At 36.2% G+C, this 21,361-nt stretch carries 21 protein-coding genes and 1 pseudogene; 12 read left to right on the top strand and 10 right to left on the bottom strand.

All coding sequences use genetic code 11. From position 1 onward, the window contains the following. Window positions 1-75: 75 nt before the first annotated feature. The gene (locus A6A20_RS03155; RefSeq protein ID WP_279572109.1) at window positions 76-294 is read right to left on the bottom strand and encodes a hypothetical protein; all 219 of its coding nucleotides are present in this window, start codon (window positions 292-294) and stop codon (window positions 76-78) included. 19 nt (window positions 295-313) lie between these two features. Here A6A20_RS03155 and A6A20_RS03150 point away from each other — a divergent pair, with 19 nt between their 5' ends. The 3 genes from A6A20_RS03150 (at window position 314) to A6A20_RS03140 (ending at window position 3,330) form a co-directional block, all read left to right on the top strand. Next, window positions 314-736 carry a YadA family autotransporter adhesin gene (locus A6A20_RS03150; RefSeq protein WP_279572108.1) on the top strand — a complete coding sequence of 141 codons (423 nt, stop codon included), beginning with the start codon at window positions 314-316 and terminating at the stop codon, window positions 734-736. A gap of 104 nt (window positions 737-840) precedes the next feature. Continuing rightward, window positions 841-1,959 (top strand): DUF2827 family protein, encoded by a 1,119-nt coding sequence (locus A6A20_RS03145; protein WP_279572107.1) that lies wholly within the window; start codon window positions 841-843, stop codon window positions 1,957-1,959. A gap of 252 nt (window positions 1,960-2,211) precedes the next feature. After that, entirely contained in the window at window positions 2,212-3,330 is a 1,119-nt protein-coding gene (locus A6A20_RS03140; RefSeq protein ID WP_279572106.1) for a DUF2827 family protein, read from the top strand. 85 nt (window positions 3,331-3,415) lie between these two features. On the opposite strand, the gene ribA is transcribed toward A6A20_RS03140, so the two are convergent. Next, on the bottom strand, window positions 3,416-4,084 hold the full coding sequence (gene ribA, locus A6A20_RS03135) for a GTP cyclohydrolase II (RefSeq protein ID WP_279572105.1): 669 nt from the start codon (window positions 4,082-4,084) through the stop codon (window positions 3,416-3,418). 270 nt (window positions 4,085-4,354) lie between these two features. On the opposite strand from ribA, the gene nagK reads away from it, so the two are divergent. Then, window positions 4,355-5,269 carry an N-acetylglucosamine kinase gene (nagK, locus tag A6A20_RS03130; protein ID WP_279572104.1) on the top strand — a complete coding sequence of 305 codons (915 nt, stop codon included), beginning with the start codon at window positions 4,355-4,357 and terminating at the stop codon, window positions 5,267-5,269. Window positions 5,270-5,379: 110 nt separating this feature from the next. On the opposite strand, the gene A6A20_RS03125 is transcribed toward nagK, so the two are convergent. Then, a complete protein-coding gene (locus A6A20_RS03125; RefSeq protein WP_279572103.1) occupies window positions 5,380-6,303 on the bottom strand; it encodes an SPFH domain-containing protein in 924 nt (307 codons plus the stop codon). 447 nt (window positions 6,304-6,750) lie between these two features. Next, window positions 6,751-8,421: an energy-dependent translational throttle protein EttA gene (gene ettA / locus A6A20_RS03120; protein ID WP_279572102.1), complete on the bottom strand. Its 1,671-nt coding sequence runs from the start codon at window positions 8,419-8,421 to the stop codon at window positions 6,751-6,753. 448 nt (window positions 8,422-8,869) lie between these two features. Here ettA and A6A20_RS03115 point away from each other — a divergent pair, with 448 nt between their 5' ends. The 6 genes and pseudogenes from A6A20_RS03115 to A6A20_RS03090 all read left to right on the top strand — a co-directional run bounded on the left by A6A20_RS03115 (window position 8,870) and on the right by A6A20_RS03090 (window position 14,312). Beyond that, entirely contained in the window at window positions 8,870-9,526 is a 657-nt protein-coding gene (locus tag A6A20_RS03115) for a DUF1007 family protein (protein WP_279572101.1), read from the top strand. After that, window positions 9,517-10,540, top strand: a pseudogene (zevB, locus tag A6A20_RS03110) (zinc transporter permease subunit ZevB). The gene A6A20_RS03115 and the pseudogene zevB overlap by 10 nt, the downstream one beginning before the upstream one ends. A 157-nt stretch (window positions 10,541-10,697) precedes the next feature. After that, window positions 10,698-11,660 (top strand): ABC transporter permease, encoded by a 963-nt coding sequence (locus tag A6A20_RS03105; RefSeq protein ID WP_279572100.1) that lies wholly within the window; start codon window positions 10,698-10,700, stop codon window positions 11,658-11,660. After that, window positions 11,644-12,612, top strand: coding sequence for an iron chelate uptake ABC transporter family permease subunit (locus A6A20_RS03100; protein WP_279572099.1), 969 nt, complete (start codon window positions 11,644-11,646; stop codon window positions 12,610-12,612). Before A6A20_RS03105 ends, A6A20_RS03100 begins: the two co-directional genes overlap by 17 nt. Further along, window positions 12,603-13,373 carry an iron ABC transporter ATP-binding protein gene (locus A6A20_RS03095; protein ID WP_279572098.1) on the top strand — a complete coding sequence of 257 codons (771 nt, stop codon included), beginning with the start codon at window positions 12,603-12,605 and terminating at the stop codon, window positions 13,371-13,373. Before A6A20_RS03100 ends, A6A20_RS03095 begins: the two co-directional genes overlap by 10 nt. A gap of 24 nt (window positions 13,374-13,397) precedes the next feature. After that, window positions 13,398-14,312, top strand: a complete 915-nt coding sequence (locus A6A20_RS03090) for a siderophore ABC transporter substrate-binding protein (protein WP_279572097.1) — start codon at window positions 13,398-13,400, stop codon at window positions 14,310-14,312. A gap of 355 nt (window positions 14,313-14,667) precedes the next feature. Here the strand turns inward: A6A20_RS03090 and A6A20_RS03085 are convergent, their stop codons facing one another. The 4 genes from A6A20_RS03085 to A6A20_RS03070 are packed head-to-tail and all read right to left on the bottom strand — an operon-like array spanning window position 14,668 to window position 16,817. After that, on the bottom strand, window positions 14,668-14,964 hold the full coding sequence (locus A6A20_RS03085) for a YciI family protein (protein WP_279572096.1): 297 nt from the start codon (window positions 14,962-14,964) through the stop codon (window positions 14,668-14,670). Window positions 14,965-15,019: 55 nt separating this feature from the next. Continuing rightward, a complete protein-coding gene (gene yciA, locus A6A20_RS03080; RefSeq protein ID WP_279572095.1) occupies window positions 15,020-15,472 on the bottom strand; it encodes an acyl-CoA thioester hydrolase YciA in 453 nt (150 codons plus the stop codon). 17 nt (window positions 15,473-15,489) lie between these two features. After that, window positions 15,490-16,044, bottom strand: coding sequence for a septation protein A (locus tag A6A20_RS03075; RefSeq protein ID WP_279572094.1), 555 nt, complete (start codon window positions 16,042-16,044; stop codon window positions 15,490-15,492). An 8-nt stretch (window positions 16,045-16,052) separates the two neighbouring features. Beyond that, window positions 16,053-16,817, bottom strand: a complete 765-nt coding sequence (locus A6A20_RS03070; RefSeq protein WP_279572093.1) for a hypothetical protein — start codon at window positions 16,815-16,817, stop codon at window positions 16,053-16,055. 267 nt (window positions 16,818-17,084) lie between these two features. Here A6A20_RS03070 and A6A20_RS03065 point away from each other — a divergent pair, with 267 nt between their 5' ends. Further along, window positions 17,085-17,732, top strand: coding sequence for an OmpW/AlkL family protein (locus A6A20_RS03065; RefSeq protein WP_279572092.1), 648 nt, complete (start codon window positions 17,085-17,087; stop codon window positions 17,730-17,732). A 76-nt stretch (window positions 17,733-17,808) separates the two neighbouring features. On the opposite strand, the gene recN is transcribed toward A6A20_RS03065, so the two are convergent. Continuing rightward, entirely contained in the window at window positions 17,809-19,488 is a 1,680-nt protein-coding gene (gene recN, locus A6A20_RS03060; protein WP_279572091.1) for a DNA repair protein RecN, read from the bottom strand. A 73-nt stretch (window positions 19,489-19,561) separates the two neighbouring features. After that, window positions 19,562-20,482, bottom strand: a complete 921-nt coding sequence (locus A6A20_RS03055; protein WP_279572090.1) for an NAD(+) kinase — start codon at window positions 20,480-20,482, stop codon at window positions 19,562-19,564. 216 nt (window positions 20,483-20,698) lie between these two features. Here A6A20_RS03055 and grpE point away from each other — a divergent pair, with 216 nt between their 5' ends. Further along, entirely contained in the window at window positions 20,699-21,295 is a 597-nt protein-coding gene (gene grpE / locus A6A20_RS03050) for a nucleotide exchange factor GrpE (RefSeq protein ID WP_279572089.1), read from the top strand. Window positions 21,296-21,361 lie beyond the last annotated feature (66 nt).

Raw genomic sequence — 21,361 nt, 5'->3', positions numbered from 1 at the left:
AGACGATGATGATACCACTACTCAATATGGCGTAAATGCAACTGCTAATGCAACGAATGCTTCAGCTTTTGGTTATCAAGCTAACGCTACAGCGGAAAATACCACCGCAACAGGTGCAAATGCTACTGCTTCGGCTGCGAATGCGACAGCGACTGGTGCAAATGCGACAGCCTCAGCGGAAGATGCAACGGCAACGGGGGCTAACTCAGTGGCTTCATCGTCTAACGCTACGGCAACAGGTGCGAATGCAACAGCTTCAGCGGCAAATGCTACGGCAGTAGGTGCAAATGCCACTGCAAGTGCCAATAATTCTGTGGCGATTGGTGCAGGTTCTGTTGCTAATGAAGAAAATACGGTTTCAGTGGGTAGTGCAGGCAATGAGCGTCGGATTACGAATGTTGCCGCAGCAGTAAATGACACTGATGCAACTAATCTTGGTCAAGTGAAGTCCATGATCTCTGAATCTGAAACAAAATTAAATAGTAAGATCGATCGTGTAAACCGTAAGTTGAAAGCGGGTGTGGCAGGTGCTGTTGCAGTGGCCAATATTCCTCAAGTAACTATGCCGGGTGCAAGTATGCTAGGGGTTGGTGTAGGTCATTACAGCGGTCAGAGTGCTGTTGCAGTGGGTTATTCTCGTGCAAGTGATAATAATAAAGTAATTATTAAATTGAATGCAGGTGCAACAACACAAGGCGATTATACCGTAGGGGCTGGTGTTGGTTATCAATGGTAGTTCTTTAATTTAAATCTTAATTAGTAATTATCTAGGCAAAACTTCACCTTATTATAGGTGAAGTTTTTATTTTAAATGGAAACGGTTATAAAAAAGGAAAATCTATGCGTTCAGGTTTGCATATAGGTATTAGTTTTTACTTAGACGATTCATTTACTGATATTTGGGCAAATGGTGCGGTACAAAATACGATTTTTATGTATCAATTATTTCAACAAATGGGTTCTGTTGATCGTGTCAGTTTAGCTTTTGATGGAAATCGTACTGAACCACCAGCTGGTTTGATGTTAGATGATGTAGATTTGGCGTTTATTCCGCTGGAGCAAGCGGTAGAAGAGGTTGATGTCTTGATTGAGATGGGATTGTCATTATCGCCAGCTATTACGGATAAAATGCGACAGCGTGGAGCAAAAACAGTCAGTATGCGTGTGGGGAATGATTTTATTATGGATATTGAGCGTTTTGTTTTTGATCAGCCTGCGGTTCGTACATTTAATGGTGCACAATTTGATGCCGTTTGGACAATTCCACAGCATGCGGAGAGTTGTCGTTCTTATTTTAGTATTATGTTAAGAGCACCGTTTTTTGTGTTGCCTCAAATTTGGTCTCCCTTATTTGTAGATAAAGTAATTAAACGTATTAATGGGCTTGGTATAAAGTTTGGTTATCAATCTTTTCGTGATGGCGCACGTATTTCCATTTTTGAACCGAATATTACTGTAATGAAAACGAGCCATACTCCTATTTTATTATGTGAGCAAGCATATCGGCAAAATCCACAAGCAATTAAACATGTTTATGCTTGTTGTACTTATGAAAAAAGACAATATCCAGCTTTTCATAATTTTATTGGACGAACTGATTTAGTGAAAGAGGGTGTTTTAACGGTAGAAGGGCGTTATCAATTACCTGATTTTATGGCTCGTTTTACTGATGTTGTGGTTGCTCATCAATGGGAGAATGCGTTGAATTATGTTTATTATGAAACCCTTTATGGTGGCTATCCATTAATTCATAATTCTGAGTTATTACCTGTTGGTTATTATTATCCGAGTTTTGATGCTTTACAAGGGGCGAATATCTTGTTAAATGCCTTAGAAAATCATGATAAGTATTTATCTATTTATAGAGAACAAGCTAATGATCTTATTGAGAAACTTTCACCTTATCATCGGAAAAATATAGAGGCTCATGAACAAGCATTGCAAGCATTATTTATTTAATTATTTTACCCTGATAAAGCTGACTTGATTAGCTGAAACTTTACAGTTGTTAGAGGATTTTTGTTATTTATTTGTGATTTTTTACTAATTTCAATGGAAATAAAGTAGAATAAGTGATTGTTTTTTTGTATAGTCGTTCCATTTTAAAATAATATAGCATTCGCCTTGTCGTACTTTTTGTACTGTCTTAGTGTACCGCCTTGTGTTATTTTAAATTGAAACGACTATAATGAGGAATGAGAGGATATTATTATGCGTTCAGGATTGCATATTGGCATTAGTTTTTATTTAGATGATTCATTTACCGATATTTGGTCAAATGGAGCGGTACAACATATTATTTTTATGTACCAATTATTTCAGCAAATGGGATCGGTTGATCGTGTGAGCTTAGCTTTTGGTGGAAACCGTACAGAGCCACCAGAAGGCTTGATGTTAGATGATGTGGATTTGGAATTTATTCCTCTTGAACAAGCCGCAGAAGAAGTTGATGTATTAATTGAAATGGGATTGTCATTAACCCCTGATATTACAGATAAAGTTCGCCAACGTGGGGCAAAAACAGTCAGTATGCGAGTGGGAAATGATTTTATCATGGATATTGAACGTTTTGTTTTTGATCACCCAGAAGTACGTACGTTTACAGGGGCGCAATTTGATGCAGTTTGGACGATTCCTCAATATGCCGAGAATTGTCGTTCTTATTATAGTATTATGTTAAGAGCTCCATTTTTTGTATTGCCTCATATTTGGTCGCCATTATTTATTGATAAGGTAATCAAACGAATTAATGGACTTGATTTGCATTTTGGTTATCAACCTTCTAACCAAGCAAAACGTATTGCAATGTTTGAGCCAAATATTTCTGTAACTAAAACTAGTCATACTTCCATTTTATTATGTGAGCAAGCATATCGACAAAATCCACAAGCAATTAAACATGTTTATGCTTGTTGTACCTATAAGAAGCGAAAACACCCAGCTTTTCATAATTTTATCGGTCGTACGGATTTAGTGAAAGATGGCGTTTTAACAGTGGAGGGGCGTTATCAATTCCCTGATTTTATGGCACGCTACGCTGATGTGGTGGTTTCTCATCAATGGGAAAATGCCTTGAATTATATCTATTATGAAACCCTTTACGGTGGTTATCCATTAATTCATAATTCTAATTTATTGTCTTTAGGTTATTATTATCCACGTTTTGATGCTTTGCAAGGGGCAAATATATTGTTAGATGCCTTAGAAAATCATGATAGACATTTACAAGTTTATAAAGATCAAGCTAATGATTTTATTGAGAAACTCTCGCCTTATCATCGGAAAAATATAGAGGCTCATGAACAAGCGTTGCAAGCGTTGTTTGATTAAAATTAGCAGTACATATAATGTACTGCTAAAAATAGGTCATTATAGTCGTTCCTCTTTAAAGTGGAACGACTATAAATTGAAACGACTATTTATCTTTCACCTTAGTTGCTGGAATTTCTTCCTGACAATAAGGGCAATTTAATAAATGTTGTTGCTGATTATGCACAATAAAATGCCCCATTTTTTTGGCTTTGGTGTCTAAATATTGGGTATTGTAACGATTTTCCCCCACATTTAACGGCACACGTTCTACTACATTAATGCCCGCTTGTTTCATGGTTTCAATTTTTTCAGGATTATTGGTCAGCAAGCGTACCGCTTTTACCCCCAATAGTTCAAAAATATCAGCACAAACAGAAAAATTACGCTCATCAGCGGCAAAGCCCAAGGCTAAATTTGCTTCAATGGTATCCATTCCCTGATCTTGCAAAGCATAAGCTCGGATTTTATTGATAATTCCGATCCCACGCCCTTCTTCTCGATGATAAATTAACACCCCACGCCCTTCTTCACTAATTTGCCGTAAAGCGGTTTCTAGCTGAAAACCACAATCACATTTTAAGCTATATAGGGTATCGCCCGTTAAACATTCTGAATGAATACGAGCAAGGACAGGTTGCTCAGGATTACTAATATCGCCATAAACTAAAGCAATATGCTCTTTTTTGGTATCTGGAAACTCAAAGCCCACAATGCGAAAAAGCCCAAATTCAGTGGGTAAATTCGCCTCAGTAACACGTTGTATTTTTGTCATTGTATGTCCTTTAAATTATTTACAATTCAGTCAGTGAAATGATAAAAGAAATTTTGTCATTATATACCTTAGTGATTTATTCTTGTTATTTTTCTTGTGCTTTTCTTTGGTATCGTTTGGTTTTTCGGCTTTTTTCGCAAGCTAGGGACGTTTGGAAACATAATTATGGGTTAATGTTCAAGCGAACTGTTTAAGATTAAGGCGAAAAACAATGTAATTTGTACAAAGTGCGGTTAAAATAACAAAAGTTTTTTAGTTTGAGGTGAGATTATGCTATACGGTTTAGATATTGGCGGTACAAAAATTGAATTAGCGGTGTTTAATCAACAGTTAGAAAAACAACACAGTGAACGTATTGAAACACCTAAAGAGGATTATGAACAATGGCTAACGGCGATTGTGGAATTAGTAAAGAAAGCGGATCGGCAATTTGCTTGCCAAGGTTCGGTGGGGCTAGGTATTCCGGGCTTTGTTAATCATACAACGGGCTTGGCTGAAATTACCAATATTCGTGCAGCGGATAATCGCCCTATCTTAAAAGATTTAGCAGAACGCTTAGGGCGAGAAGTACGGGCAGAAAATGATGCAAATTGCTTTGCCCTTTCTGAGGCTTGGGATCCTGATAATCAGCAATATCCTTTTGTGTTAGGCTTGATCCTAGGCACTGGCTTTGGTGGCGGTTTAGTTTTTAATGGCAAAATTCATTCTGGGCAAACAGGTATGGCAGGGGAGTTGGGGCATTTACAGCTAAATTATCACGCCTTGCAATTATTAGGCTGGGATAAAGCCCCAATTTATCAGTGCGGTTGTGGTAATCGTGCTTGTTTGGATACCTATTTGTCTGGGCGTGGTTTTGAAATGTTGTATCGTGATTTAGTCGGAGAGCCTTTATCGGCAAAACAAATTATTCAACATTTCTACCAAGAGCAACAAAGTGCGGTGGATTTTGTGAAAACTTTTATTGAGTTAGCGGCAATTTCCTTAGGCAATATTATTACCGCACTTGATCCCAATGTTATTGTGCTAGGCGGTGGCTTATCTAATTTTGATTATTTATATCAAGCACTACCCAAAGCCTTACCCCCTCATTTAATGCGTAGTGCCAATGTGCCGTTAATTAAAAAAGCCAAACACGGCGATTCAGGTGGCGTGCGAGGTGCAGCGGCGTTGTTTTTAACCGATTAGAGATTGAGAAGAAAATAAGTTTATCTACCTTATTTCACATTAAAAAGGCTATACTTATTTGTAAAGTATAGCCATTAGTTTATTTGCTTAGTAAATATTGTTGCTACCTTTTATTTTTGGGGTAATTGCACAAATGGCATTACTGTCCCTTGAGGGATATAAGTCGGTAATACGCCATTCCATTTTTCAGCGGTTTTTAATGCAACAAGATCTTGGTTTTTGGATAAGGCTTCGGCTAATGCTCTTGCACTGGCTGCCTCCGCTTCACCTTTTACTCGAATTGCGTGTGCTTCCGCATCAGCTTGCAAGGTTTTTTCTTTTGCTAATGCTTCAGCTTGTGTGATTTTAATTTTCGCTTCCGATTCCGCTCTTACTTGAGCTTCTCGGGCTTGTTCTTGAGCGATACGTGTTTGTCTTTCTTGGTTTCTTACGGCAACATCTTTATTTACGCTATCCTCAATCATACGCTCATATTCTTTTGAAAAATTAAAAACGGATTGAACATCGTTAATTGTTAATGGATAGCCTTTAAAAATATCCGAGATTTCTTTGCGTAATGCGGTAGCAAATTCGCCTCTTCGTTCTACGGCGGTCATCGCAGTATATTTACTAAAGACAATTTCAAGTTGCTGTCTTACTCGAGGGGCAACCAAGGTATTTAACATATTGTCAGTGGTTTTATATTTAGTATAGACTTGTTCTGGGTTGGTAATTTGATAAGTTAAGGTTAATGCCACTGTTGCGGTTTGACGGTCGGAAGTATAGGCGGATAATCCTGCGATAACATCGCCTGTTCTTTTGTCAAATTCACCAAATTCAATTTTTGCTTCTCGAGTGGAAAAGAATGTTACATCTTCTACTGGTGATTTCCAATTTAAACCTGATGTTTTGGTATCAACAATTTCGCCATAGCGGGTAACAATGGCAGTTTCTCCAGCATCAACAGAATAAATGGACAAGCTAGTTAATACGCCTACGATAAGTAACAGAACAGCTAATATGATAGAACCAATGGTCAGCTTTTTATTTATCATTTGATTTATCCTCTTTTTTGACAATAGAATATTGTTTTAAAAATTGTTGTAATACTATTGCAGACATTGCACCTAAGATAAAACCTAGAAAAAACATTATTTTCTCCTGTTTGGGTAATATAAAAGTAATGGGATTTGAATGAGTATAGCATTTTTTGTTTTATAATCGTTCCACTTTAAAATAATACTGCGTTGGCACATTCTGTCTTATTCTAAATTGAAACGACTATATTGAGCAACTAATCTTTTTTATTGTTGCTATTTGTTATTTTAAGTATAGCCATTCTACTTTCTTTAATATAGTTGTTTCACTTTAAAATGATACAGCGTTGGTATGCCTCGCTGTACTACTTGTACGCGCCTTGTATAATGGTGGATATGGAATTATTGATAAAAATAAACCACTTTAATGATAAAGTGGTTTTTGTCGATTTTTAGGTAAACAAGTTACTTCGCAATCCGTTTATATTTAATTCGATGGGGTTGGGTTGCGTCAGCACCAAAGGTTTTCTTTTTCCATTCTTCATAGTCCGAGAAATTACCTTCATAGAAGGTTACTTTGCCTTCATCGCTGTAATCTAAAATATGGGTGGCGATGCGGTCTAAGAACCAGCGGTCGTGAGAAATAACCATAGCACAGCCCGGGAATTCTAAAATGGCGTTTTCTAAGGCACGCAAAGTTTCTACGTCAAGGTCATTGGTTGGTTCGTCTAATAATAGGACATTTCCGCCACGTTGTAATAATTTGGCTAAATGTAAACGTCCACGCTCACCACCAGAAAGTTCGCCTACCCGTTTTTGTTGGTCAACGCCCTTGAAATTGAAGCGCCCTACATAGGCTCGGCTTGGGATTTCAAAATTGCCAATGCTAAGAATATCTTGTCCATTGGAGACTTCTTCCCATACGGTTTTATTATTGTCCATCGCATCACGGAATTGATCCACTGAGGCAAGTACCACTGTTTCGCCCAAGGTAATAGAACCTGAGTCTGGTTGTTCATTGCCCGCTAACATACGGAATAAGGTTGATTTACCTGCACCATTTGCCCCAATAATGCCAACGATTGCCCCTTTGGGGATAGAGAAGGATAAATCATCAATTAAAGTACGATCGCCATAAGATTTTGTTAAATTTTGAACCTCAATGACTTTATCGCCTAATCTTGGACCGGGCGGAATAAATAATTCATTGGTTTCATTGCGTTTTTGGTATTCATTAGTATTGAGTTCTTCAAATCTTGCCATACGGGCTTTACTTTTCGCTTGGCGACCTTTTGGATTTTGGCGAACCCATTCCAATTCTTTCTCAATGGATTTTTGACGAGCAGATTCGGCGGCTTGTTCTTGGGCTAAGCGTTTTTCTTTTTGTTCCAACCAGGAGGAATAATTACCCTGCCAAGGAATACCCTCGCCACGGTCTAGCTCTAAGATCCAACCAGCCACATTATCAAGGAAATAGCGGTCGTGAGTAATGGCTACAACTGTTCCTTCGTAGTCGTGTAAGAAACGTTCTAACCAAGCAACTGATTCTGCGTCTAAATGGTTAGTTGGTTCGTCCAATAACAGCATATCAGGTTTTTCTAGCAATAAACGACAAAGGGCGACACGACGGCGTTCCCCCCCTGAAAGATGTTCAATTTTAGCGTCCCAATCAGGTAAACGTAATGCATCTGCTGCTCGCTCTAATTGATTTTGTAAATTATGTCCGTCATGAGCTTGGATAATGCTTTCTAATTTGGCTTGTTCAGCGGCTAATTTATCAAAATCAGCATCAGGATCGGCATAAAGTGCATAGACTTCATCTAAGCGTGTTAAGGCATTTTTCACTTCAGCTACCGCTTCTTCAACCGCTTCACGTACTGTTTGTTGCGGTTCTAATTTGGGTTCTTGTGGTAGATAGCCGATTTTAATGCCCGGTTGAGGTCTTGCCTCGCCTTCAAATTCTTTATCCACCCCTGCCATAATGCGTAACAGGGTAGATTTTCCTGCACCATTTAAGCCTAGCACACCAATTTTAGCACCAGGGAAAAAACTTAAAGAAATATCTTTTAGAATATGACGTTTCGGCGGAACGACTTTGCCTACTCGGTGCATTGTATATACAAATTGTGATGACATAATCCGTCCTATTAATGACTAAAGTGCGGTGGAAAAATAAAAAATTTTTCCAAAGGCATTTTATTGAGAAAGGCATAATTCTACTTGAATTTTATACGTTTGATAAGTAAAAAAAACCCTCCGAGTCGGAGGGAAGGAAAGTAGTTTAGCTATTTTAATTATTTTATTTAGGAACTTTATGAATTACCAAGTTTTCACTTAGCGGAGAGAATAATATAGAAACTGTGCCTAAGAGAAAAGAGGGATATTATTAATATTTGATATAAATCACAAAAAACCGTTTTATTTGCTTGAATTTTACTCAATTTTACGTTTTTAGATAAAAATTTGCTATAAATTTGTACAGTTTAAATAATAAACGCTGTTGGGGAGAACGTGAGATTTTCAAGTTGATTTAGTTAATTGTTTTGTTAGCATAGGTTTTTTTATTCATAGGGGAACAAGGAAAATGAAAAAGTGCGGTTGGATTTTGGGATTTATTTTGTATTATTGCTTTTGTTTACCAACGCTTGCACACCCTCACGCTTTTGTGGAAATGAAAAATAAGTTATTGATTGAGCAAGATCATCTTATAGGCTTTCGTATGCAATGGATTTTAGATGAAGCCAGTTCCTCCGAAATGTTATATGATTTGGCGTTGTCAAAAAATGATCCGCAAAAGAAACAAGCGATTGCTGATGAAATTATGCAAAATGTGGTGGCAGAGCATTATTTTAGTTATTTTTATGATAAGCATCAGCAACCTATAAAATATTTGGCTAAACCCCAAAATTATGGGGCGAGGGCTGATGGGCATCAAATTGTTTATTATTTTGATTTCTTGCTTGCTAAACCGCAGTTATTAAAAAATAATCGTTTTGAATTAACCACTTATGATCCAACTTATTATGTGTTTATGTATTATGATTTACCCAATAAGCCGAATATTGTTCAATCGGCGGTAGATTTTTCAGGGCTGCCTTCAAAGTGCCGAGGGGACATTATTGAGCCAGATATTGATGAACAATTAAAACGTTATGCACAATCTTTAGATAAATCACAGCGTGATGAAGATGATACCCTTGGTGCACAATTTGCTCAAAAAGTGATGATATTATGCGATTAAAAATAAATCAGATTTTCGTCTTGTTATTAATTACCTTGAGCTTAGTAGGATTGATTTATTTTTCCCCTTGGCTTGTGCATCACATTGCACAGGGGCAGAAACTTTTTAATCAACTTATTTCCAATTATTTGCAACAAATTAAAGCACAGCCCCTGAATGCAGGAACAGGGCTTATTGCGATCAGTTTCCTATATGGCGTTTTTCACGCCCTTGGACCGGGGCATGGCAAATTTATTATTGCCAGTTACCTCGCTTTACAGCAAACTCAAATGCGTATTGCTATGCGTTTAACCTTGCTTTCTTCCTTAGTGCAAGCCCTTGTGGCTATTGGTATCACGTCCTTGGTTGTGGTTGTGCTTAATTTATCTTCTTCCTATTTTAAATTAAGTCAATTATGGATTGAGCGTATCGCCTTAACCTTATTATTGTTGTTAGGACTTTATTGGTGTTGGCAGGCGTTGCTCAAAATAAAACAAAAACAAGTGAGGCTGCCGTTTCAGTCGGTAAAAATTTATCAGCTAAAACCTATGAAACAGGGACAATTTCATCAACTGGGTATACAACAAAGTGCGGTCAATAATACAAAAATTTTTACAGCAATGAACTGCGATTGTGGGCATCAGCATATTCCTTCCTCTGCTCAATTACAACAAGCGGAGACTTGGCAATCGCAGGCATTGATTATACTCAGTATTGGTATGCGTCCTTGTACGGGGGGCAATTTTTGTGTTGTTTTTGGCTTATATGCTTGATCTTTATGGTTGGGGGATTGCGGCAACCCTTGCTATGGGAATAGGAACAGGGCTAACACTATCGGCTTTTGCTTTATTGCTTCAATACGCTCGCCGTCTTGCTGTTGGCGTTGGAAAATGGTATTTCTCCCCTAAATTTAGCCAAAATTTCACTATTCTTGCTAAGTTTATGGCAGGTATTGTCCTCTTGTTTTTTGCTATCAGCTTATTATATAGCACCACTTTACCAAGCACAGGCGGAGCAATATTATTGGGACGCTAAAATTTGGCGTGTTTTTAATTAGCATCGTTCCACTTTAAAAGAAGACTATAAAGTGGGACGTGATATTTGTGCCTTTCTATACAAATAGGGCAGAAAAGTGTTATAGTAGCGTTTAATTATCAAAATTATTCTCATTTAGATTAAGTTAAAGCTTAATATGATTAAACGCCGTTATCTTTTTGTCTTACTGATTACGCTATCCGTTGTATCATTATTTTTAGGTGTCAGTACCGTTAATTTACAAGGATTGTTCGCTTTTGATCCTTATCAATGGGAAATCTTTCTGATTAGCCGTATTCCTCGATTAATCAGTATCTTAATTGCAGGGGCATCATTAAGTATTTGTGGCTTAGTGATGCAACAACTTAGCCGTAACCGTTTTGTATCGCCCACTACCGCAGGTACAATGGATTCCGCCCGTTTAGGTATTCTTATTGCTATGTTAATTTTCCCTTCCGCCTCTATGCTGGCAAAAACAGGGGTAGCAATTATGGTGTCCTTTATGGGGACATTATTATTTATGACTATTTTGGCAAGGCTAAAATTTAAAGATACGATTTTTGTTCCCCTTGTGGGCATTATGTTTGGCAATATTATTAGCTCAATTACCGCATTTATTGCTTATCAACAGGATTTACTGCAAAACTTATCAGGTTGGTTACAAGGCGATTTTTCTTTAGTGATGACAGGACGTTACGAAATTTTATATATTAGCCTACCAGCCTTAATCTTTGCTTATCTTTTTGCTCAGCGTTTTTCTATTGCAGGTATGGGAGAGGATTTTGCCACGAATTTAGGTTTAAATTATAAACAGGTGCTTTATATTGGATTAGCAGTTGTGGCGACAGTGTCTTCTATTGTGATTGTTTCCGTTGGCGTTATTCCTTTTCTCGGTCTTATTATTCCCAATATTGTTACCCTTTATTTAGGCGATAATCTCAAAAAAATCTTATCACATACCGCACTTTTAGGGGCAGTTTTTGTATTAGCTTGTGATATTTTAGGACGCTGGATTATTTACCCTTATGAAATTTCGATTAATGCAATGGTGGGGGTATTTGGTAGCGTGATTTTTTTATATTTACTCTTAAAGCAGTATCGTTATGGTAATCAAAAATAAACGTAGTCATTATCAATTAATAGCATTAGTGTTATTGCTGTTATTTTCTTTAGCCATTTATTTGGTTTATCAACTGCCAAATCGTTGGCAATATGCTTTACACCATCGAGCATTAAGCTTACTGGCTATAGTCATTACAGGGGCTGGTATTGCCTTAGCTACTATGATTTTTCAAACCATTGTCAATAATCGTATTTTGACACCGAGCATTTTAGGATTAGATTCTTTATATTTATTAATTCAAACCTTAATTATTTTTAGTGCGGGTTCTGCTACCTTATTATCCATTGATTCCATTTTATTATTTTTATTTTCCACTGGGGTTATGGTGTTATTTGCTTTAGCTTTATATTTCTTTTTATTTAAGCGAGAGCAACAAAATATTTTCTTTTTATTATTAGTTGGTATTGTTTTTGGCACATTTTTCCAAAGTATGACTACCTTTATGGAAGTATTAATTGATCCTAATGAATTTCAAATTGCACAGGATATTGGTTTCGCCAGCTTTAACCGTATTAATACCAATATTTTATGGCTAGCCTTAACCATTTTAATTATTACGATGGGCTATGCTTATCGTTATATTCATTATTTTGATGTATTAGCCTTAGGGCGTGAGCAAGCCATTAATTTAGGTGTGCCTTATCATCAATTAACTAAAAAATTATTAATTATTGTTGCCATATTAACCTCAGTTTCTACCGCCTTAGTTGGACCTATTACCTTTTTAGGTTTATTGGTAATGAATATTACTTTTGAATTTATCCGAGATTACCGACATAAAATATTAATTCCCGCTTGTATGTTAATTTCCATTATGACTTTAGTGATAGGACAAGTGTTAGTTTCACAGGTATTTACCTTTAGTACCACCTTAAGCATTATTATTAATTTTGTTGGTGGTGTTTATTTTATTTACCTACTGTTGAGAACAAATAAAAAATGGCAATAGAAATTAAGAATATTAGTAAAAGTTATGGTACGAAAAAAGTGCTAGATAATGTATCTATGACCGTACCAACAGGAAAAATTACTTCATTTATTGGACCTAATGGGGCAGGTAAAAGCACCTTGTTAGCCATTATTAGTCGTTTATTAACCGCAGATAGCGGAGAAGTTTGGTTGAATGGACAGTTATTGTGTCAACAAAAAAGTGAAGATATTGCAAAACAATTATCCATTTTAAAACAATCTAACCATATTAATTTACGTTTAAGCGTGGAAGATTTGGTTTCTTTTGGGCGTTTTCCTTATAGCAAAGGAAATTTAACCAAAACTGACCGCACTTTTATTGAGCAAGCCATTGATTATATGAATTTACAAGATTTCCGCCATCAATATATTGAAAATTTAAGCGGTGGGCAACGACAACGAGCTTATATTGCCATGACCCTTGCACAAGATACCGATTATATTTTATTGGACGAACCGCTTAATAATTTAGATATGAAACATTCGGTACAAATTATGCAGGTGCTACGCCAATTAGCGGAAGAATTACATAAAACCATTGTGATTGTGATCCATGATATTAATTTTGCCTCTTGTTATTCAGATTATATTGTTGCAATGAAAGAGGGAAAATTAGCTCAACAGGGAAATGTTGATGATATTATGCAACCTGACATTTTGCAGAGCATTTATGATATGCCAATCCCTGTACAACATATTAACCAGCAAAAAATTGCGGTTTATTTTCGATCCCCTTATTAATAACCACTTATTTAGGAGAGTATTATGAAAAAAATGCGTTTAACCCTCGCTTCATTGGTCGGAGCATTTGCTGTGGCAACCGCACAAGCTAATGATATAACTGTTACCACCTTTGTGGGCGAACAAGTCGTCCCGCAAAATCCACAACGTGTGGTGGTATTAGATTATGCCGCAGCGGATACAATGCGAGAGCTTGGTGTAAAAGATCATATCGTTGGCATTTCTAAGGGAATGCGTATGCCTGCTTATTTATCAGAATTTCAAACTGATGATAACTATGCCAATGTAGGGACATTACCAGAACCCGCTTTTGAAAAAATTAATGAATTAAATCCTGATTTAATTATCGCCTCAGGTCGCCAAGAAAAACTGTTAGATCGGTTAAAAGGCATTGCACCAGTGTTATTTCTTAAACCCGATTATGAACATCATTATGAAAGTGTCGTTCAAAATGTATTGGCGTTAGGTAAGGTATTTGATAAAGAAGCCCTTGCTCAAGAGAAAGTGGCTTTATTGGATAAACAAATTTCTGATTTAGCTAGCCGAGTGGCAGGTAAAAATGCCTTAGTGATTTTAGTCAATGAAAGCAATATTAGTGCTTATGGCGATACTTCCCGTTACGCTATGGTTTACCAAAAATTTGGTTTTACCCCAGTGGATAAAAATATTAAATCCTCTACCCATGGTATGAAAGTCGGCTTTGAATATGTAGCAGAACAAAATCCTGATTATTTATTAGTGGTGGATCGTACAGCAGCGATTACGGATAAAGCCAATAATGCACAAAAAACCTTAGATAATAAGATTATTAAACAAACCAACGCCTATAAAAATAATCATATTATTTATCTTGATGCCGAAAATTGGTATCTTGCTTTCGGCGGCTTAGAATCTACGGCATTAATGGTCAAAGAATTAGAACAAGCAGTGCAAAAATAAAGTAAAATTTATTCTTTAATTACAAAGGTAGCAGGTTTTGCTGCCTTTTTTAGAGTAATGGAAAATGTAAAAATTGATTTAAGCTTTATATAGTATTTTTATTTTAAAATAAGATAAAGCGTATTAAGTCGGTATTATTTCAATATAATGACCTTATTATGATTAGGCGATAATTTTATATTTTTCTTAATGTTTAGTACTATTGTAATAAAATGAAAATAACCTATTTAGGTAGATGTGAGAATAAAACTTTTCATAAGCTACGGTGGAAATTACATGTAATAGATTGTTTGGATTATATTGATGTTCAACACTAACACATCGCCAGCTAAATAGTGGCGATGTTGCTGGGAGCTTAGAACACTTTTTTGAAAGGCTTGACAATTACTTGTTGATAAACACCTGCACTCATATAGGGATCATTTTCTGCCCATTGTTGTGCTTGAACCAGACTGTCAAATTGAGCGATTATGGCAGAGCCTGTAAAACCAGCATCACCGGGATTTTCATCATCAATGGCAGGTAATGGGCCTGCGGTCAGTAGCCGACCTTGTTGTTGTAATTGTTCTAAGCGAGCGAGGTGCTGTGGACGCACCGCAAGACGTTGAGCTAGGCTATTAGGTTTGTCTTCGGCAAAAATAATGTAGTACATAATATTTCCTTTTTAGTTTGATTTATAGAACGTTATGGTTGTAAATTAATCTTCATTATAATGCAGCTAAAGCCTGTTGTAATTCTAAATTGTTTTCTCGCGGAATTGGGCGAGAGCGTCCATTTTCGCCAATAGCAACAAAGGTAAATACGGCATCAGTAACACAGTAACGTTCATTAAAGGGCTCGCTTGATACTTTTTTTACCCAAACTTCTACTTTAATTTTTATTGATGAACGCCCTACGGCTAAACATTTACCGTAACAACATACTACATCACCAACGGTTACGGGTTTAATAAAATTCATACTTTCAACAGAAACAGTAACAACACGTCCATGGGCAATTTCTTTGGCGAGAATTGCTCCCCCCATATCCATTTGCGACATAATCCAACCGCCAAAAATATCGCCATTGGCGTTGGTATCAGAAGGCATTGCAAGGGTGCGCAGTAATAGGCTACCTTGTGGAGTACGAGTTGATGATTTTTCTATATTTTGTTGGTTCATAATCATTCCCAGTTAAATTATTCTTTAGGTTGTGTAGGTGGTTGTTCTTTAGAAAGATGACGATAAATATAAATACCTGTGATAAAGGTGGCAAGAATGGTTAAGCCCAAAATACCAAAAGTTTTAAAGTCCACCCAAAGATCATCAGATAACGTTTGGCTAATATAAATATTTAATAGCATACAAAAGATGAAAAAGCCTGCCCAACCGAGGTTCAATCTTGCCCAGATATGTTGTGGTAGCTGGATTTCTTTCGCTAATAATTGTTGAATTAATGGTTTTTTAAACAAGAATTGGCTAATGAGTAATGCAAGGGCAAATATGGCATAGACTACGGTAACTTTCCATTTTAAAAACTCAAGATCGTTAAAATAAGCAGTGAGTAAGCCAAAAAAGACAACGGCTATTGCCATAATTTTTTGTTGTTTTTCAATATGTTGATATTTTATTTTTAAAATAGCCATTTGTATTAATGTGGCTATGACTAAAGTAATGGCTGCTTGTTGTACCCCCACTAATTTATAAACGGCAAAAAATAAAATAAGAGGAATAAATTCAAGTAATTGTTTCATAGTTTATCCTAACGCTGATGAATAAAAAGATGATAAAAACGATAACTAAATACTAAGGAAAATACGGTAATCAGGCTATGTAATGCAATAGTAATAATTTGGAGTGGAATATTGTGGCTAAATCCTGCTAATTGATTGGTTATAAGCGAGAATAGCAAATACACAATTAAACAATAAATAAATAAGGTGGATAAACGTTTATTACTTTGTTGCCAGCAAAATTGGATAGCACTGAAAAAAGAATGATTTTCAAATAGATAAATTAATGGTGATAAACATAGACGTAAAAATAAATAAATCCCTAATAATGTGAGGACTAAGCCAAATAATGAACCTAAAAATAAATTAATAACGCCATATAATAGGGGGAATATCACTAGTACACTCAGCACCAATACGCCTAGAAAATATTTTAGACTTGTTGTAAGTGTTTGTGCGAGCGAAAGTTGATTATGTTGGCTAATTTGATGAATGGAGATCAATGCCCAAGTGGATAATAAACTATTAATGATTTGGCTCGTTAAAGATATGATCATAACCTGCGAATTGGTCATTAACATTGCAGTTTGATTGATATTTTCAGGTAATTCTGCTGAGATTTGTGTCGGTTGATTTTGAAGTTGTTGCATAATTGCAGGCAACATAGCATCAAGTAACGTTTGGCTAGTAAAGGTTAATAAGAAGAAAAACACCGCAAAACTAATGACTAAAGTGCGTTGATTACGCATAAAATTCCAACTATCTTGAAAAATTTGAGTAAAATTTATCTGCATTTTCCTATTCTCGTTAAGATAAAATAAATCGCCATTATAGCCTTAAATCAAATAAAAATCAGCGTTTGATTTAAATCAATTTAGGCGATTTTATGGGATTTTCTTTTTGTTATGTTAGTGCAATAAAATTTTTGGTTAAAATTGCGTAAATTTGACCTAGGTCACATAATTTATACTCAAAATGAGGTATATTAGCCTCCACAATTAACCATAAGTTTTGTATGGTTAAATTGGGTTATATCAATAAAACAAATGAGGATTACCATTATGAAAAAAACTGTATTAGCCTTAGGAATTGCTGCATCATTATTGACAGGGGTTGCCAATGCTCACGAAGCGGGCAGTGTGCATGTTCGTTTAGGAGGTGTGTTTGTTGATGCTAACTCTAGTTCTGAAACTAAAACACCACATGCAAATATTAATCTTAGTGTAAATAACAATGCACAGGTGGGTTTAACTGCGACTTATATGTTTACGGATAATATTGGTTTGGAATTATTAGGTGCAACACCTTTTACGCATAAAGTTAGTGCGGGTGTTGTTGGACTTGGTAATCTAGGTGAGGTAGTAAAAGTGAAACAATTACCACCGAGTTTATATTTACAATATTATTTCTTAGATAAAGATGCTGGTAGCCGTCCTTATATTGGTGCTGGTTTAAACTATACCCGTTTCTTTAATGCCAAATCTACTAATTCATTAATCACGAATGTATCGGTTGATAAACATTCCTTTGCGCCTGTTGTTAATGCAGGGATTGATATTAAATTAACAGATAATATCTATTTAAATACCGCTCTTTGGTACACCAGAATTAAAACAAATGCAACATTCTCTGCTTTAGGTTATGATCATAAAGTAGAAATCAAGTTAGATCCTGTTGTTTACTTTGCAGGTTTAACTTATAGTTTCTAATCTTTATCAATTATATTAATCCCTTATGATATTTTTCATAAGGGATTTTGTTTTTTATTCCATATAGTAAATTGAATTAAGCCACTAAATCTAGCATTTCTTGGGCATTGGCTAATGCACTGTCGCTGATTTTTTTACTTCCTGCAAGTAAACGAGCTAGGGCTTTAACTCGTTGTTGGCTAGAAAGTGCGGTCATTTTTGTTTCTGTTTTTTCATCTACTACGGATTTTTCTACGCTAAATTGTTGATGTGCGTGGCTTGCCACTTGTGGGAGGTGAGTTACACAAATCACTTGGCATTTTTCGCCTAATTTACGCAATAATTTACCGACTACACTTGCAGTTGCACCGCTAATTCCTACATCAATTTCATCAAAAATTAAGGTTGGAATGGCTGAATTATCTGCAGTTAGCACTTGGATTGCTAAGGCAATACGAGAAAGTTCACCGCCAGAGGCAATTTTCGCTAAAGGTTGAACTGGCTGTCCTAAGTTACTGCGTAAAGTAAACATAATGCTATCAGCACCTTTTTGAGAAATTTTACTGGCTTGATGATTGATTTCAATAAAAAATTCGGCATTTTCCATGGCTAAATGTTTAATGGATTTAGTTACTTGTTGAGCCAATTTATTTGCACCTTGACCGCGGCTTTGTGAGAGTTTTTCCGCGGTTGTTAGTACATGCTGATAAGCCTCTTTTACTTGAATTTGTAATGCTTGTTCTTGTTCGGAAAAATCGCCTAATTGTCCAAGCTCTCGTTTGAGTTGTTGATGGTGTTGTACTAATTCTTCTGGCTGAACATAATGTTTGCGAGCAAGTTGAATGGCTTGTCCCATACGTTGTTCAATATGTTGTAATAATTCTGGGTCTTGTTCTAAGTCATTAGAAAGATGACTAATTTCACTACTTGCTTCTTGCACTTGAATAAGCGCTTCTTGCAACATATTTTCTATACTTTGGTAACGTTCATCTAAGCTTGCCAGTTCGCTGAGATATTGTGTTGCTCGGTAGAGCATACTATCAATGTTAATGGCATCATTTTCGCTTAATAACATAGTGAGTGATTGTGAAAGGCGTGTGAGTTCTTCGCTATTGGATAAGCGTTTATGATCAGCTTCTAATTCTTCATATTCTCCTTCAAGTAAATTAAATTCATCAAGTTCGCTAACTTGGTATTGCAATAATTGTTTGCGCGCCTCATGTTCCGTACGTTGTTGTTGTAATTGTTGTAATTCAGCTTGTAGTGTTTTCCATTGTTGGTAATCTTGTTGCATTTGCTGTAATAGCGAGGTATGCCCACAGAAATTATCCAATAGTTGCATTTGATAATCGGATTTTAATAATTGTTGTGAAGAATGTTGTCCGTTGATTTGGGTTAAATATTGCCCAATGTCTTTTAATTGAGAAACAGGAACAGGGGTATTATTAATAAAGGCTTTAGAGCGTCCATCTGTATTAATGATACGTCTTAAAATACATTCTGTGGGATTATCTTGATCTTGTAAATCATATTGTTTAAGCCATAAATCCGCTTGGCTATTGGTTTGAATGGTAAAAGAGGCTGTTACTTCCGCTCGTTCGTTATTATTGCGTAACATACTCATTTCTGTACGGTTGCCTAAACATAATCCGAGAGCATCAATACCTATGGATTTACCCGCCCCTGTTTCGCCAGTAATAGCGGACATTCCCGCTTGAAATTCGGTGTTTAATTGACGAACAATGGCAAAATTATTAATGGTAATTTGTGTGAGCATAATAACCTCCTTTACTGTATAAATGTCATTATATATTGTTATTTTATACAGTAAAGGTTTTTTTATGCTTTTTTTAGAATAATTTTTTTAACCAGCCTAGCTTGCTTCTTAATACATTGTAATAATTATAATTTTTTAAATGTAATAGGCGTAGTTTATGGGGGCTTTTCATTACAGTAACAATATCATCACTGGAGAAAGGTACAGCAATTTGGCTGTCACAACTTAGCTCAATGCGAGATTCATTATAGTCAGCAAAACGCATAGAGATTTTACTGTTTCCGTCAATGACTAAGGGGCGTGATGATAGGGTATGGGGGTACATTGGAACAAGCGAAATTGCATTAAGTTGTGGATTGAGTATAGGCCCTCCAGCAGATAAAGAATAAGCCGTTGAACCTGTGGGAGTAGCGATAATTAAGCCGTCAGAACGCTGAGAAAACGCAAATTTGTCATCAATGTAAACGTGAAAATCAATCATGTGGGCAATTTGGCTTGGGTGTAACACCACTTCATTTACCGCGTTGCCAACATTAACTATTTCGCCTTTATGTTCAATATAAGCCTCTAATAAAAAACGCTCTTCTACCACATATTCACCGTTTAAGCAGGCTTGTAATTGTTCATAGGTATGTTTAGGATCAATATCGGTTAAAAAACCTAAATTGCCACGATTAATTCCTATTAATGAAATATCATATTTAGATAATACCCTTGCATTACCAAGCATATTACCATCTCCCCCAATAACAATGGCGAGCTCAGCACGTTGTCCAATTTCTTCTAGGCTGGCAATATAATTTGGATTTAATTTTAGTTTTTCTCCCACACTTTGCTCAACAATCACTTCGTATCCTTTATCTATTAGCCATTGTAAAAGGTTGCGATGAAGTTGTAAGGAAAGATTGCGAGGTTTACCCACTAAGCCTATGGTCGTAAATGGGCTATGTGGGTGGTAGTCATCATGTTGTGTTGGGCAGTTTGTTGTTATCATAATGTATAAGGGTTACTCGTTTCTCTTGAATAAATCAATTTGACCACTATATTACAATACAGCCCGTTGAATGCAACATAAATAGCTTGTGATATTAATGTTGTGTTATTTTGTATTTAATGTGCTATAACTGATATGTTTGCCAGTTTGCTCACGCAAATTGAGATTTTTTGCTACAATAGGCAGGAATAATGACTGATTTATAATGGAGTACTTATGTCTGAACAAGAAAAACAAACAGAATTAGAAAACGAAGAACAATCCGTAGTAGATACGCAGGAACTTGAGCAACAGGAAAACGTGCAAGATGAGCAACAAGATCCATTAGCACAAGCGATTGAGCGTGTACAAGAGTTAGAGGCACAACTTGCTGATTGTGCTAAAAAAGAGCAAGATATTCTCCTTAGAACGCGTGCTGAAATTGATAATATTCGCCGCCGTACTGAACAAGATGTTGAAAAAGCACATAAATTTGCGTTAGAAAAGTTTGCTAAGGATATTATTAACACCGTAGATAATCTTGAGCGAGCCATAGCAACGCAAACCAATGTTGCGGAACAGCCTGAAGAAGGGGTTAAAGCATTATTTGATGGGGTTGAGCTTACCCTTAAAGATTTATTAGCAACCTTAAGTCGTTTTGGTGTTGAACCTGTGGGGGTTGAGGGCGAGGTGTTTAATCCAGATTTGCATCAAGCTATTTCAATGCAACCAACAGAAGGATTTGAAGCTAATCAGATTACTACTGTATTACAAAAAGGTTATTTATTAAATGGACGTGTTATTCGTCCAGCTATGGTAATGGTGGCTGCCTAGTTACCTTTTGAATTATTCAGTAAAAATGAAAAAATCCCACAAGTTTTTGTGGGATTTTTTTAGGTT

Source organism: Volucribacter amazonae, from assembly GCF_029783845.1.
Classification (GTDB): Bacteria; Pseudomonadota; Gammaproteobacteria; order Enterobacterales; family Pasteurellaceae; genus Volucribacter; species Volucribacter amazonae.
The sequence above is the reverse complement of the archived record's forward strand: the minus strand, read 5'-3'. Positions and strand labels throughout refer to the sequence as shown.